At 72.8% G+C, this 13970-nt stretch carries 14 protein-coding genes; 11 read left to right on the top strand and 3 right to left on the bottom strand.

Annotated elements, in window-relative coordinates:
* The first annotated feature begins 589 nt into the window (after positions 1-589).
* The 7 genes from AH6_RS38895 to ccsB all read left to right on the top strand — a co-directional run bounded on the left by AH6_RS38895 (position 590) and on the right by ccsB (position 8059).
* Complete coding sequence (locus AH6_RS38895) at positions 590-2329, top strand: serine/threonine-protein kinase (protein WP_245679664.1); 1740 nt, start codon at positions 590-592, stop codon at positions 2327-2329.
* A gap of 65 nt (positions 2330-2394) precedes the next feature.
* Positions 2395-3018 (top strand): hypothetical protein, encoded by a 624-nt coding sequence (locus tag AH6_RS38890; protein ID WP_067490884.1) that lies wholly within the window; start codon positions 2395-2397, stop codon positions 3016-3018.
* Between the two features lie 160 nt (positions 3019-3178).
* Positions 3179-3817 carry a histidine phosphatase family protein gene (locus tag AH6_RS38885; protein ID WP_067490882.1) on the top strand — a complete coding sequence of 213 codons (639 nt, stop codon included), beginning with the start codon at positions 3179-3181 and terminating at the stop codon, positions 3815-3817.
* 45 nt (positions 3818-3862) lie between these two features.
* A complete protein-coding gene (locus tag AH6_RS38880; protein ID WP_067490880.1) occupies positions 3863-4462 on the top strand; it encodes a TlpA family protein disulfide reductase in 600 nt (199 codons plus the stop codon).
* Between the two features lie 106 nt (positions 4463-4568).
* Complete coding sequence (locus tag AH6_RS38875; RefSeq protein WP_067490878.1) at positions 4569-5312, top strand: cytochrome c biogenesis CcdA family protein; 744 nt, start codon at positions 4569-4571, stop codon at positions 5310-5312.
* Between the two features lie 3 nt (positions 5313-5315).
* Positions 5316-7034, top strand: a complete 1719-nt coding sequence (resB, locus tag AH6_RS38870; protein ID WP_083983884.1) for a cytochrome c biogenesis protein ResB — start codon at positions 5316-5318, stop codon at positions 7032-7034.
* 5 nt (positions 7035-7039) lie between these two features.
* Complete coding sequence (gene ccsB / locus AH6_RS38865; protein WP_067490876.1) at positions 7040-8059, top strand: c-type cytochrome biogenesis protein CcsB; 1020 nt, start codon at positions 7040-7042, stop codon at positions 8057-8059.
* A 53-nt stretch (positions 8060-8112) separates the two neighbouring features.
* Here ccsB and AH6_RS38860 read toward each other — a convergent pair whose 3' ends face one another.
* Positions 8113-8439, bottom strand: a complete 327-nt coding sequence (locus AH6_RS38860) for a PLD nuclease N-terminal domain-containing protein (protein ID WP_067490874.1) — start codon at positions 8437-8439, stop codon at positions 8113-8115.
* Positions 8440-8585: 146 nt separating this feature from the next.
* Between AH6_RS38860 and AH6_RS38855 the strand changes: the two genes are divergently transcribed.
* Positions 8586-9518, top strand: coding sequence for a hypothetical protein (locus tag AH6_RS38855; RefSeq protein WP_067490872.1), 933 nt, complete (start codon positions 8586-8588; stop codon positions 9516-9518).
* Between the two features lie 30 nt (positions 9519-9548).
* Positions 9549-9926, top strand: coding sequence for a hypothetical protein (locus AH6_RS38850; RefSeq protein WP_067490870.1), 378 nt, complete (start codon positions 9549-9551; stop codon positions 9924-9926).
* Positions 9927-9937: 11 nt separating this feature from the next.
* On the opposite strand, the gene AH6_RS38845 is transcribed toward AH6_RS38850, so the two are convergent.
* Complete coding sequence (locus tag AH6_RS38845; RefSeq protein WP_067490868.1) at positions 9938-11770, bottom strand: serine/threonine-protein kinase; 1833 nt, start codon at positions 11768-11770, stop codon at positions 9938-9940.
* Between the two features lie 188 nt (positions 11771-11958).
* On the bottom strand, positions 11959-12159 hold the full coding sequence (locus AH6_RS38840; protein WP_067490867.1) for a BldC family transcriptional regulator: 201 nt from the start codon (positions 12157-12159) through the stop codon (positions 11959-11961).
* Between the two features lie 244 nt (positions 12160-12403).
* Here AH6_RS38840 and AH6_RS38835 point away from each other — a divergent pair, with 244 nt between their 5' ends.
* Both AH6_RS38835 and AH6_RS38830 read left to right on the top strand, forming a co-directional pair.
* Positions 12404-13366, top strand: coding sequence for a threonine ammonia-lyase (locus AH6_RS38835; RefSeq protein ID WP_067490865.1), 963 nt, complete (start codon positions 12404-12406; stop codon positions 13364-13366).
* Between the two features lie 12 nt (positions 13367-13378).
* Positions 13379-13624 (top strand): DUF4229 domain-containing protein, encoded by a 246-nt coding sequence (locus tag AH6_RS38830; RefSeq protein ID WP_067490862.1) that lies wholly within the window; start codon positions 13379-13381, stop codon positions 13622-13624.
* Positions 13625-13970: the final 346 nt, after the last annotated feature.

The following is a 13970-nucleotide window of genomic DNA, read 5'->3' as shown; positions in this document are numbered from 1 at the left end:
GGGGGTCTACACCAGACCGCCCAAGCCCAGCCCCGCGCCCCGCACCCAACCAGCGACCCCGGCCCCGCGCGGGTTTGCGCACATCCCCACCAACCCCAACCCGCGCGGGTTTCCCGCACCCGAACTCCTACTTCAACCCCGCGCCCCGCACTTGACCAGCAACCCCTACCCCGCGCGGGGTAGGTGCAGATATCCAGTAACCCCAGCCCGCACGGGTTTCCCGCACCCGACCCCCACCTCAACCCCGCGCCCCGCACCCGACCAGCAACCTCAACCCGCGCGGGGTCGGTGCAGGTGCCCAGCAACCTCAAGCCCGAGCAGGTTTCCGCCCCCAACCACCAACCCCAGCCCCGCCCTCCGCCCCCAACCCCCAGCCCGCACAGGACCGCCACAGACCCCCACCAATCCCAGCCGTGCGGTTTTCCGGACAAGTCCCGGACCAAAGAAACGGACAGGCCGCCCCCGGCTACCCATCCCCGCGGAACTTCTCATAGTCGCCGACGCACCCCCCATCCCCGTGGTCGGCTGGTGGCGGTGTCCTCGGGTATGGGGGATTCGCTACCTTCGTCCTCTCATTGTGATCTTGGAGGTGGACGTGGCGGGCTGGCGGGTCTCCGGCTATACCGAGGTGCGGCGGCTCGGTGCGGGCGGGCAGGGTGAGGTCGTGCTCGTCCGGCATGACGCGTCGGGCGCTCCGGCCGCCGTCAAGTACCTGTCCGCCGGAGCCGGGGACCAGGAGCGCGAGCGCCTCCGCCACGAGGCCGCGATGCTCGCCCAGGCCGACAGCCCCCACGTCGCCCGCCTCTACCGCCTCGTCGAGAGCGAGCACGGCATCGCCCTCGTCATGGAGGCCGTGGACGGCGTCTCTCTCAAGGAGATCCTGGAGCGGCACGACGCGCTCGGGCCCGAGGCGTCGCTGACCGTCCTCAAGGGCGCGCTCCTCGGGCTGGCCGCCGCTCACCACCTCGGCGTCGTCCACCGTGACTTCAAGCCCGCCAACGTCGTCGTCCCGGCGGACGGCCGCAGCAAGCTCGTCGACTTCGGCATCGCCGTCCCCGCCGGGCAGGCGGCGGGCGGGGCCGGGACCGCCTTCTACATGGCCCCCGAGCAGTGGGCCCAGCACGTCGCCACCCCCGCCACCGACGTCTATGCCGCCACCTGCGTCTTCGTCGAGTGCGTGACCGGCCGACGCCCCTTCACCGGCAACCGCGCCGAGCTGCGCGCCGCCCATCTCGCCCAGCCCGTGCCGCTGGACGGCGTCCCCGCGCCCCTGCATCCCCTCGTCGCGCACGGCACGGCCAAGGATCCCGCCGAACGCCCCCTCGGCGCCGCCGTCTTCGTGGACGAGCTGGAGCGCACCGCCCGCGCCGCCTACGGCCCCGACTGGGAGGACCGGGGCATCCGCGCCCTCGCCGGAGCCGCCGTCGCCCTCGCCGCCCTCTTCCCCCTCACCGCCCTGTTCGCCACCGCCCCAACGGTCGGCGCAGGCGCGGGCGCCGGAACCGGGGCCGCCGCCACGGCGGGCAAGGGTTTCCTCGCGACCGTCGGCGGCAAGGTCGTGGCGGGCGTCGGGGCCGCCGTCGTCGTGACGGGCGGTGCCGTCGCCGTCCAGCAGATCGCCACCGGGGAAACCCCGCCCCCGCGCCCCAGCCCGACCGTCAAGGCCGCCGCGTTCACCCCCGTCCGCGACTGCCAGGTCAGCGATCTCCAGGGCACCAAGCCCCCCGGCCCCAAGCCCGCCCCCGTCCGGCTACCCGAGCAGGTCAGGCTGCCCGCCGACGCCGCCGTCTACGAGACCGACGCCGGCCACCGCATGATCGGCCAGGCGCGGGCCGCCTGCGAGCGCTCCACCGGCGTGACCGGCGGCTCCCGCCAGGTCAGCGGGGCGGCCGGGACGGGCTGGGTCGCCGAGCCGATCCAGTTCTCGGTCGGCAACCTCGCCTCGATGACCTGCCAGTACTTCCCGAACTCGCCGGAAGCCGCCGCCCAGCGCCGCACCGGGACCGACTGCACCACCTCCCTGCGCGCCCGCCAGAACATCGCCTCCGGCGTGCCGGGAGTGCGCGCCATGCTGGGCGGCCCGTCCAGCGACGACTTCGGCGAGCGGCCCCCGTCCCCCTACATCGACGTGGTGATGGGCGCCATGCTCGCCAAGGACCGGCCCGCCGCCATCCAGTGCACCCTCCCGGCGGCCCAGGCCGGGACCTGCGTCGCGGCGCTGACCTACTGGTACGTCCAGGTCACCGGGGAGAAAGGCAAGATCGCCAAGGCCGACCTCGACCGGATCGCCGCCCAGATCGCCGCCTTCGTCCCCAAGGCCCGCCGGTGAACGCCGCCGGACCCTCCCGCCGACCTGGTCCCACCCTTCGCACACGATCCTGAAATCATGGGGCCATGACGTTCGAGTTGCTCGCCTGGCACACCGACGCACCCCTCACCCGCACCGAGGCCGCCGCCCAGGAGCCCGGCGAGCTCGAACCGCATCCCGCGGTCGCCGAGTTCGCCCGGGAGTTCGGCGTGTTGCGCCCCGAGGTCGACATCGTGGCCCCCGAGTCCCGCTACGTCCGGGTCCGCATGACCCCCGAGCAGGTGGACGAGATCTCCACCGAGACCTACGCCCTCGCCCGCGCGCACGGCCTGGTCTGCTTCGACCCCGACCGCGAACTGGTGCACAACCTCGGCCCCGTCGGCGTCTACGAGGGATTGCAGCTCCACACCGGCGAGGGGCTCATCGTCATCGACCCCGACCTGCCCCTGGTCCACGACGCCCTGGAGCGGCTCGCCCCCGCCAACCCCTTCACCACCCTGGTCGCCTTCGGGCGGCACTTCATGCAGGCGTCCCCCGAGGGCGGCGCGTTCGAGCTGGAGTACAAGGACAGCGCCCAGAACCTGATCTACAGCACCCGCGTCCCCGACCTCGCCGAGGTCCAGCGGGCGTTCCAGGAGTACGCCACCGGCGAGCGCGGCTTCCTGGACCGCCACGACTGGACCACCACCCAGACCGGCGGCGCCCAGTAACGCGGCGGCGCCCCGCCGCCGCGCGGCCGTTCCAGCGCTGCCGGAAGTACGCCGTCGAGCCGGGAACGCCGGACATGTCCGGCGAACGGCACCAAGCAAGATCAAGTTGAGCGAGGCCCGCGACGGGTCCACCGGACCGCGCGGGTAACCTGACCACGCCATGACTGACAAGACGATCGTTCACCTGCTGCGGCACGGTGAGGTGCACAACCCCGAGGGCGTCCTGTACGGGCGGCTGCCCGGCTACCGGCTCAGCGAGGACGGCGTCCTCATGGCCAAGGCCGCCGCCAGGTGGTTCGCCGACCGGGACGTCACCGCCCTGTTCTCCTCGCCCATGCAACGCGCCCTGGAGACCGCGGCCCCGCTGGCCGACGCGTTCGACCTGCCGGTGACGGTGGACGACCGGCTGATCGAGGCCGGCAACCACTTCGAGGGCCTCACCTTCGGCGTGGGCGCGGGCTCGCTGCGCCGCCCCGAGCACTGGCGGCACCTGTACAACCCGTTCGCGCCGTCGTGGGGCGAGCCCTACCGGGAGATCGCGGCGCGGATGCGCGCGGCCGTCATCCGGGCCCGGGACGCCGCGCCCGGCCACGAGGCCGTCGCCGTCAGCCACCAGCTTCCGATCTGGATCCTGCGCTCGCACGCCGAGAAGCGCCGCCTGTGGCACCACCCCGGCCGCCGCGAGTGCGGCCTGGCCAGCATCACCAGCCTCACCTTCGAGGGCAGCCGCCTGGTCGAGGTCGCCTACGTCGACCCGTGCGCCGGCCTGGGCAAGGGCACCGGTGTCGCGGGCGCCTGACCCTGCCACTACATTGAGTACTACGACTTGTAGTAGGAGGGTCCGTTGAACCCCCGCACCTCCCCTTGGCGCGTCCGCTCCGGTGCCGTCACCGGCGCGGCGGCGCTGTCGCTGCTGCTGTCGGGATGCGCCGGCGACAGCGGGCAGAACGACCCCGGCGACAGCGGCAACCGCTTCGTCGGCGGCGACGGCAACGCCCAGTCCATCGACCCGGGCGCGCGCAAGCCCGCCCCGCGGGCGTCCGGCACGACCCTTGAGGACAAGCAGGTCAGGCTGGCCGACCTCAAGGGCAAGGTCGCCGTGGTCAACTTCTGGGCGTCCTGGTGCGCGCCCTGCCGCGGCGAGGCCCCCTCGCTGGAGCAGGTCCACACCGAGAACAAGGGCAAGGGCGTGGAGTTCCTCGGGGTGAACTTCAAGGACGGCAAGGAGAACGCCAAGGCGTTCGAGCGCAAGTTCAAGGTCACCTACCCGAGCTTCCACGACGCCGACGGCAGCATCGGCCTCGCCTTCCGCGACGTGCCGCCCAACGCGATCCCCAGCACCCTGATCTTGGACCGGCAGGGCCGGGTCGCGGTGCGCATCATCGGCGCCACCACCTACTCCAAGCTGACCCCGCTGGTGGCCAAGGTCCTGGCCGAGAAGTGATGCCGGCGGCAACCGCGAGCGGCCGCGCGTCGTCCGGACCGAGGAGCTCGCGACGAGCGAAGACGGCGCTTAGGACGGCCGCGGGCCGCCGAGCGGAGGCAAGGCCATGAGCACTGTCGGCGAGACCGTCACGAGCGGGTCACTGCTGGCGGCGGCGCCGCTCGCGGCGGCGGCCGGGCTCGTGTCGTTCGTGTCGCCGTGCGTCCTGCCGCTGGTGCCCGGCTACCTGTCGTACGTGACCGGCCTGACCGGCGCCGACCTCGCCGACCAGCGGCGGGGACGGCTCCTGGCGGGCGTGGCGCTGTTCGTGCTCGGGTTCAGCGTGGTGTTCGTCAGCTACGGCGTGCTGTTCGGCGGCCTGGGCCGCTGGCTGCTGGAGTACCAGGACCCCATCACCCGCGTGCTCGGCGCGATCACGATCGTGTTCGGGCTGGCGTTCATGGGCCTGGTCCCGGGGATGCAGCGCACCTTCAAGTCCGGGCGGATGCCCGCCGCCGGGATGGCGGGCGCGCCGCTGCTGGGCGTGCTGTTCGGGCTCGGCTGGACGCCGTGCATCGGCCCGACGCTGGGCGCGGTGCAGGCGCTGTCCATCACCGAGGCCAGCGCGGGGCGCGGCGCGCTACTGTCGCTGGCGTACTGCCTGGGCCTGGGGCTGCCGTTCCTGGCGACGGCGCTGGCCTACCGCCGCGCGCTCGGCGCGTTCGGCGCGGTGAAGCGGCACTACGCGCTGGTGATGCGGGTCGGCGGCGGGATGCTGGTGCTGCTCGGCCTGCTGCTGGTGACCGGGCTGTGGAGCGATCTGACCATCCAGATGAAGTCGTGGATCAGCGGCTTCGAGACGGTGATTTGAGTTATGGCGAAGACCGACAGCGCTGACGGCACCGCGAGCGAGCCCATCGAGGCCGAAACCGCCGCCGAGAACGCCGCCAAGGCCACCGACGCCGAAAACGCCGCCGAGGCTGAGGCCGTCGACGTCGAGACCAGCGAGGCCGCCGCCACCGCCGCGCCCGCCGCGCGGCAGGCCGCCGCCGAGACGCCCCGCCCCAAGGGCCTCGGCCCCCTCGGCTGGTTGCGCTGGGGCTGGCGGCAGCTCACCACCATGCGCACCGCGCTCGTCCTGCTCTTCCTGGTCGCGCTGGGCGCGGTGCCCGGCTCGATCCTGCCGCAGCGCGGGCAGGCCCCCGAGAAGGTCACCGAGTACTTCGACAAGCATCAGACGCTCGCGCCGTGGCTCGACAAGCTGTCGATGTTCGACGTGTTCGCCTCGCCCTGGTTCGCGGCGATCTACCTGCTGCTGTTCGTGTCGCTGGCCGGATGCGTGCTGCCCCGCGCCGTCAAGCACTACAAGGCCATGCGCGCCCGCCCCCCGGCCGCGCCCCGCAACCTGACCCGCCTGCCGCAGTCGGCCACCTACGAGAGTGACGCCTCCCCCGAGGAGGTGCTCGCCGAGGCCCGCAAGCTGCTGCGCAAGCGCCGCTTCCGCGTCGACGAGGGCAAGGGCTCGGTCGCCGCCGAGAAGGGCTACCTGGGCGAGACCGGCAACCTGATCTTCCACCTCGCGCTGCTCGCGCTGCTGTTCGCGCTCGGCCTCGGCAACCTGTTCGGGTATCGCGGGAACGTGCTGGTCACCGAGGGCAAGACGTTCGCCAACGGCCTCAACCACTACGACCAGTTCACCCCCGGACGCGCCTTCGACACCGACGAGCTGGCCCCCTTCTCGTTCACCCTGGACGAGTACAAGGCCACCTACGCCACCAAGGGCGCCCAGCGCGGCCAGGCCGTCGACTACGACGCCAAGCTCCGCTACCGCGAGTCCCCGACCTCCCCGGAGAAGCGCTACGACCTCAAGGTGAACCACCCCCTCCAGGTGGGCGGCGCCAAGGTCTACATGCTGAACCACGGTTACTCGCCGGTCTTCACCGTCCGCGACGCGCAGGGCAACATCGCCTTCCAGGACGCGGTGCCGTTCCTGCCGATGGAGCCGCGCAACCTCACCTCCGAGGGCGTGATCAAGGCCCCGGACGCGCTGCCCGAGCAGCTCGCCTTCTACGCCATCCTCTGGCCGACCGCCGTGGCCTCCAAGGACGGCAAGCAGCTCGAATCGGCCTGGCCCGACCCGCTGCGCCCGGTCCTCACGATCTCCTCCTTCAAGGGCGACATCGGCCTGGACTCGGGCACCCCGCAGTCGGTCTACAAGCTGGAGGGCATCGGCAGGACGCTGCACCCGATCAAGGACGGGCAGAAGCTGCTGGAGCCCGGCGAGACCTTCAAGCTGCCGGGTAACGCGGGTTCGATCACCTTCGACGGGCTCAAGGAATGGACGAGCCTGTCGGTCAACCACGACCCGGGCCGCTGGCCCGCCCTCATCGCGGCCATCCTGGCCGTCGCCGGCGTGATCGCCTCGTTCATGGTCCGCCGCCGCCGGGTGTGGGTCCGTGCGCGCGCCGGAACGGGCGGGCGTACCGTGGTGGAGGTCGGCGGACTCACGCTCGGGCATCCGACCCCCGAGTTCGACGAGGTCGTGGCCGCCCTGCGCGGCGAGCGCGGCCCCGACACCGAAACTAAGGAGTGACGAGGGTGGGTAGTGCCGACCTCGCGAACCTGAGCGACAAGCTCATGTTGACCACCGTCGTGCTGTACATCATCGCCATGATCGGCTACGCGGCCGATCTGGGCTTCGGCCGCCGCAGGGCGGCCGCGACGGTGGCACAGCCGAAGGCCAAGGTGCTGGCCGGAGCGGGCGGCGGCGCGACCGTCGAGGCCGCGCCCCCGGCCGACGACGCCACCGACGCAGCCGCCGAGGAGGAGACCGGCCGCGACTGGGGCCGCTTCGCCGTCCTGCTCAACGTGCTGGGCTGGGCCGCGCACCTCGGCGTGCTGCTCACCCGCGGCCTCGCCGGCGAGCGCTGGCCGTGGGCGAACATGTACGAGTTCCTCACCGCCATCGCCTTCGCCGCCGTGACGGCCTACCTGGTGTGCCTGTGGAAGTTCCGGGCGCGCTTCCTGGGCGCGTTCGTCATGATCGCCGCGGTGATCGCGCTGGGCGCGGCCAACATCTGGCTCTACAACGAGGTCGGCCCGGTCCGCCCGGCGCTGAACTCCTACTGGATCGCCATCCACGTGTCCGCCGCGATCATCGCGACCGGCGCGTTCACCATCGCGGGCGTGGCGACGCTGCTCTACCTGCTCAAGGCCCCGCGCGAGGCCCGGGGCGCCGCCGACACCGGCTTCTGGGCGCACCTCCCGGCCGCCGACGGGCTGGACCGGCTGGCGCTGCGCGTCACCATGTTCGCCTTCCCGATCTGGACGGCCGCCATCGTCATGGGCGCCATCTGGGCCGACGAGGCGTGGGGCCGCTACTGGGGCTGGGACCCCAAGGAGATCTGGTCGTTCATCACCTGGATCGTCTACGCCGCCTACCTGCACGCCCGCGCCACCGCCGGGTGGAAGGGCCGCAAGGCCGCGATCCTGTCGCTGGTCGCGTTCGCGGCGCTGCTGTTCAACTTCTTCGGCGTGAACTACATGTTCCAGGGCCTGCACTCCTACGCCGCGCCCGAGCACGCGGTGGTGCAGCAGCAGACCACGACGCTCACCTAGCGGCTGGTTGACGTCCGACGGCCCCGGGGACCTTCCCCGGGGCCGTCGCCGTGTCAGTCCTCGCCGTGGATGCGCCGGTCGAGGTCGCGCAGGAAGTCGGGATCGTCGTCGGGGCCCTTGGGGGCGGGCGGCCGGGGCGCCTGCGGCCCCGTCTCCTCCACGCGGTCGTCGGCCCGGCCGAAGGACGCCGTCCGGTCCGCGGCGCGCGGCCGTCCCAGCAGCAGCCACAGGACCGCGCCCGCGAGCATGAACAGCAGCGTCACCAGCAGCCATCCCACCTTGGGCAGGTACCGGACGTCCCGCTCGTCGGTGGCGAGGATGTCGAAGAGACAGAACAGCCACACTCCGACCAGGACCAGGGCGAGTAGCACATACGCCATGGCACGAGGGTAGTCCGTGGCGGCGGCCCGGCACGCGGCGCCCGCGTTTCCGCCCGGAGCCCTCGACTGCGGGGGATGACGGCGTGTCGGCTCACGGCTTACTCTGCCTCGGGGGCCCGGGTGAGGGCCGCGGACAGAGGAGCCTGATGCGCTTCAAGGGCGTCCATCGCAAACCCCGGGAGCAGCGCGACGCGGGTTACGCGTCCTCGCCCCCGGAGTCGGGGCAGCGTCCCGAGTCGCGCCAGGTGCGGCCGCGCAGCAACCAGCCCCGCGACCGGTTCGGCCGCTTCCGCCGGGGCGGCCGCGACGACGACTTCGCCACCCGCCGCCCCGTGGACGGCCCCGCCGCCGACGCCCCGCGGGGCGCCCGGCCGCCGTTGCCGCGCGACGGCCGCACGCCCGGTTACTCCTGGCGCGACTTCGAGCTGGACGACTCCCCGCCGCGCGCCGAGGCGCACCCGCCCGGCACCCCCTACCTGGCCGACGGGCGACGGCACTGTGGCGTGCTGGAGGGCATCGTCTACCGCCAGTGGGACGTCCGGCAGGGCCCGCCGACGCCCGAGGTGGTCCGCGCGGTGGAGAGCCTGGCGGCGCTGCCCGAGACGTTGAAGGAGAAGCTGGCCGGCGGCCTGGACGGCATCTACGTCGGGCCCGGCGGCGTCCCGCAGCTCGACGACATGGGCCACCTGCGCGACCGGCCGCTGCCCTCGGGCAAGGCGACCTGGGACATCTGCGCCGGGGCCTACGGCGACCGCAAGATCGTGGTGGGCGACCGGCCGTCGCCGACCCCGGACGTGATGATGCACGAGGTCGGCCACGCGCTGGACGACATCGACGGCGGCGACGGCGGCTGGACCTCCGACAGCCCCGCCTTCCGCGCGCTGTACGAGCAGTGCAAGCCCTACCTGGCCAGCGAGTTCCACCGGCAGCCCGACGCGCTCGGCCGCCGGGAGTTCTTCGCCGACGCGTTCGCCGCCATCTCCGCCCGGCAGCGCCCGGCCCTGGTGGATATGCTCGCCGGCAACATCCGCGCGGCCCTGGACGTCATGCTCTTCTTCAACCGCCGCTATGGAATCTGACCGCGACCGGGCCACCGGAGGTGATCGACGATGTACGTGATCAAGCTCCCGGACGGCACGCTCCGGGTCCCGCACAGCGTGCTGCTGGAGCCCGCGGAGGACGTCGGCGAGGCGGGTGGCGCGGAGGGCGACGCGGAAAACGGCTCGGCGGGCGGTGCGACGGGTGGCGCGGAAGGCGGCGCGACGGGCGGGCTGATCGCCGACGCGTACGTGGAGATCGGGCCCGGCGATCCCGACTACGACCGGTTGCTGCCGGAGGCGCTCACCGAGCAGGAGCTGGAGGAGCGGCGCCGCGCCTGGCGCGACGGCGACGCCGAGCTGCAACGCCGCTTCGAGGAGTGGAAGGCCGAGCAGCCGGACGTCGAGCTTGATCCCGATGCCGGGCAGGCCGGTCCCGGTCCTGCGTGAGGCGCGCGCCGCTAGGCCGACGTCTGCGCGATCTTGACGACGTCGGGGCGCAGCAGCCCGCCGACGTCGGCGAACGGCAGCACCGTCCAGGCGACCCCGGCGCACTCGCCCGCGTCCCCCTCCCCGAACACGAACTCGGCGCCCTTCCTGGTGAGCAGGAGCCGGGTCGTCACGTGCTCGGCGGAGGCCGGGCCCGTCGCGTTGCGGCGCGGCCGGTCGAGCTTGTCCATCCGGGCGCGGCAGTCCGGGGGCTGCATGGTGCGGATGGCGCGGGGCTTGGGGATCTTGGCGAAGGCGGCCAGCCCGCCCGCCGCCAGCCGTTCGGCGGGGAACAGGTCCTTGGCGGTCAGGGTGCGGCCGGTGGTCAGGTCGACGGTGATGGTGCGGATCGTCTGGATTTTGCCACCGCCCGCCAGGATCGTGCTGGCCATGTCGTAGGCGACCGAGACGTAGCGCGGCCCCCTGATCCCGATCCGGGTCTTCACCTTGGCGGGGGATTCCTGGTTCATCTTGCGCTGCGTCGGCTGGCCCTGCGGTCCGAAACTGTCGTAGATGGCGCGCATCTCGGCCATGTAGCCGTCCAGCGGCGCGCGCAGCGCCTTGTTGACGCGCGCCCGCAGCGCGGCGTCCTTGATGCCGCCGACCTGCACGACGCTGGCGTCGTTGGAGAACAGCCCGGTCGTGGTGTCGCGGAACGGCGCGCGGGTCAGCGCGACGGTCGCGCTGACCGGTTGCGTGCGGGCGGCGGGCACGCGGCGCGGCTCGGGGCGGGTCGCCTGGTAGGCGGCGAAGCCCCCGCCGCCGACGGCGATCGCCCCGGCGGTGACTCCGGCGACGACCTTCGCGCCGCCCGCCGAGGCCAGCAGCCCGCCGCCGCCCGAGGCTCCGCCCGCGCCCGCTGCTCCGCTTGCACCGGCGGCTCCGGCCGCGCCCGCGCTTCCGGCGGCACCCGCGCCACCACCGCCCAGCAGCGCGACCGGCAGCGACGCCGCCAGCACGGCCGTCCCGGCGGCCAGGGCCTTGACGCCGCGCCGCTCCCACTGCTTGCCGTAGGCGTCGCGGGCCAGGGTCTCCAGCGCGTTCACGAAGTCCTGCGCGGTCGGGGGACGGCCCCACGCGCTCTTCGCCAGCCCGCCCTCGACCAGCGGCCGCAACTTCTCGGGGACGTCCTCCAGCGGCACCGGGTCGTGCAGGTGCGCGCGGCTCAGCGCCACCGTGCCCTTGGCCTCGAACGGCGGCCGTCCGGTCAGGCACTGGTAGAACACGCACGTCGCGGCGTAGACGTCGGTGGCGGGACCGGCGGGCTGCCGCTCCCACTGCTCGGGCGCCATGTAGAGCGGCGTGCCCGCGCCGCCGTCCTGACCCGCGTGGACGGCGATGCCGAAGTCGGCGAGCTTGCTGAGGCCGTCCGGCTGCACGAGCACGTTCGCGGGCTTGTAGTCGCGGTGCACCACGCCCAGCGCGTGCGCGGCGTGCAGGCCGAGGAGCGAGCCCTTCAGCACCGTCAGCGCGGCCTCGGGGGAGAGCCTGCCGTGCTCCTGGAGCACGCGTTGCAGGGAGACGCCGTTGACGGCCTCCATGACGATGGCGGCGCGGGCGTGCTCGGCGTCGGTCTCGAACCGGTACAGCCGCACCACGTAGGGGCTCTGCACCTGCCCGAGCAGTTCGGCCTCGCGCCGCAGCGCGTCGATGTCACCGGGCTTGGCGGCCCGCAGGTACTTGATGGCGACGAGATGGCCGGTGCCCTCGCGTTCGGCGAGGACCACCCGGCCGAAGGCGCCGGAGCCCAGTTCGCGCAGTTCGCGGAAGCCGGCTATTCGCCATTCCCGCGTCGTATCCGACACTCGATCTCCCCAGGCTCGGGCCGTGCTCGCGATGGCGCGCCGTCAGGGCGGACTGGAGGAGGAGCCGCCGGGGGCGTGCCTGAAGCACCTGGAACGGGAGGGGGTGGAAAAGAGAAGTGGAGCGAGAGAGATGTGACCGCGGCGCCGGGTTGGAGGGCCGGCCGGAGGGACCGGGGCCCGGCGCCGGGTCAGCGGACGTGCTCGGCCACCGGCTCGTCGCCGCGCAGCAGGGCGTGCACCTCGGACTCGCGGAAGCGGCGGTGCCCCCCGGGAGTGCGGATGCTGCTGATCCGGCCGGCCGCGGCCCAGCGGGTGACCGTCTTGGGATCGACCCTGAAGAGGGCGGCGACCTCTCCGGGGGTCAGCAGGCGCTCGCTCGTGCTTTCCACGTTTTCTCTCCCCCTTTGTCCCGCTCTCGGTGCGGGTGGACTGTTTCCTAGTGTGGCGGCTCAAGACCGATTTCTCCCTTGTTTTCGCAAAACATCACGCTCAGTAGTGGCCTGAGCAGCGGAGATGACGCGAAGTAAACGTGGCTTTGGACACAGGCGTCACGTCGATCTCTGCTGACCCCTTGCGACCGGTGCCGGACCGCCCGTTAACGATCGCGGAGGGCGAGCGCATAGTCTCGCCACCATGTCCGACCTGGTGTCCCTCGCGGAGATCGAGGGGGCCGCGGAACGGCTGGCGGGGACGGCCGTCCGCACCCCGCTGGTGCCCTTTCCCGCCGCCTCCCCGCCGCTGCTGCTGAAGCCCGAGTCCCTACAGCCGACCGGCGCGTTCAAGCTGCGCGGCGCGTACGCGACGATCTCCGCGCTGCCCGAGGCGGAGCGGGCGCGCGGCGTCGTCGCGCACTCCAGCGGCAACCACGCGCAGGCCGTCGCCTACACCGCGCGCGAGCTCGGCATCCCGGTGGTTCTGGTCATCCCGCACACCACTCCGGGCGTGAAGGTGGCGGCGTGCATCGCGCTGGGCGCCGAGATCGTCTACGTCGAGCCCACCATGGAGGCGCGCGTCGCCACCGCGGACAAGCTCGCCGCCGCGCACGGCTTCGCGCTGATCCCGCCGTTCGACGACCCGCGGATCATCGCCGGGCAGGGCACGGCCGGACTGGAGATCGCCCAGGACGCGCCCGCCGGACCCGGCACCGTGCTGGTCCCGGTCGGCGGCGGCGGGCTCGTCGCCGGGATCGCCGCCGCGGTGAAGCGGCTGCGCCCCGAGCTGAAGGTGATCGGCGTCGAGCCCGAGCAGGCCGCCGACGCCCGCGACTCCCTGCGCGCGGGCCGCCCGGTCGCCTGGGACGCCGAGAAGACCGGCCGCACCCTCGCCGACGCGCTGCGCGCCCAGCGGGTCGGCGACCTGACGTTCGCGCACATCCGGGAGTACGTGGACGACATCGTGACCGTCGCCGAGGACGAGATCCGCCTCACGATGCGCCGCCTGGCCCGCGAGGCCCGCCTGATCGCCGAACCCGGCGGCGCGGTCGCCGCCGCCGCCCACCTGTACCGGCGCGACGAGCTGCCCGCCGCCCCCTTCCACATCGCGGTGGTGTCGGGCGGCAACGTGGACCCGGCGCTGTTCCTGGAAGTCCTCGGATAGGCTCAAGAGGTCATGCGCTCCGTATTCTTTTACACCGCCGCGCGGGTCGGCATCTTCGTCGTCACCGCCGCCGTGCTCGCGCTACTGGGCGCCCGCGGCTTCCTGCTGCTCCTGCTCGCGCTGCTGATCAGCGGGGTGGTGAGCTTCGTCCTGCTGTCGGGACAGCGCGACGCGATGTCGTCGGCTGTCGCTAGTGGGATTCAGGGGTCTCGCCGGAAGATGGAACGGGCTCGGACCAAGGAAGATTCTTCTTCCTGAGGTTGGGGTTTTCTGGCTGGGCTTTGTTCGGCTGGGTTGCTGAGTCTGTGTGGAAAATCCGTACGGGTTGAGGTTGTCGGGCTCTTGGATCAACCCCGCGCGAGGCTGGGGCTGCTGGTCTGGTGTGGAAAACCCGGGCGGGCTGGGGTCAGTGGGGATGTGACGCCGACCCCGCGCGGGACTGGGCTTGTTGGATGGGTGCGCAAAATCCGTGTGGGTTGGGGTTAGTGGGCACGTGTCCCTAACCCCGCGCGGGGCTGAGGTCGCTGATCGGGTGCGCAAACCCCCACGGGCTTGGGCTTGGGTGCGCCCGTGTAGACCCCCACGGGTTGAGTCGGTGCAGCGG

Source organism: Actinomadura hibisca NBRC 15177, assembly GCF_001552635.1.
GTDB classification, from domain to species: Bacteria; Actinomycetota; Actinomycetes; order Streptosporangiales; family Streptosporangiaceae; genus Spirillospora; species Spirillospora hibisca.
The sequence above is the reverse complement of the archived record's forward strand: the minus strand, read 5'-3'. Positions and strand labels throughout refer to the sequence as shown.

Excerpts from the sequence above, each read along its gene's own strand:
- AH6_RS38890 (WP_067490884.1), top strand. The coding sequence starts at position 2,395 with ATGACGTTCGAGTTGCTCGCCTGGCACACCGACGCACCCCTCACCCGC.
- AH6_RS38885 (WP_067490882.1), top strand. The coding sequence starts at position 3,179 with ATGACTGACAAGACGATCGTTCACCTGCTGCGGCACGGTGAGGTGCAC.
- AH6_RS38875 (WP_067490878.1), top strand. The coding sequence starts at position 4,569 with ATGAGCACTGTCGGCGAGACCGTCACGAGCGGGTCACTGCTGGCGGCG.
- resB (WP_083983884.1), top strand. The coding sequence starts at position 5,316 with ATGGCGAAGACCGACAGCGCTGACGGCACCGCGAGCGAGCCCATCGAG.
- AH6_RS38860 (WP_067490874.1), bottom strand. The coding sequence starts at position 8,439 with ATGGCGTATGTGCTACTCGCCCTGGTCCTGGTCGGAGTGTGGCTGTTC.
- AH6_RS38855 (WP_067490872.1), top strand. The coding sequence starts at position 8,586 with ATGCGCTTCAAGGGCGTCCATCGCAAACCCCGGGAGCAGCGCGACGCG.
- AH6_RS38850 (WP_067490870.1), top strand. The coding sequence starts at position 9,549 with ATGTACGTGATCAAGCTCCCGGACGGCACGCTCCGGGTCCCGCACAGC.
- AH6_RS38835 (WP_067490865.1), top strand. The coding sequence starts at position 12,404 with ATGTCCGACCTGGTGTCCCTCGCGGAGATCGAGGGGGCCGCGGAACGG.
- AH6_RS38830 (WP_067490862.1), top strand. The coding sequence starts at position 13,379 with ATGCGCTCCGTATTCTTTTACACCGCCGCGCGGGTCGGCATCTTCGTC.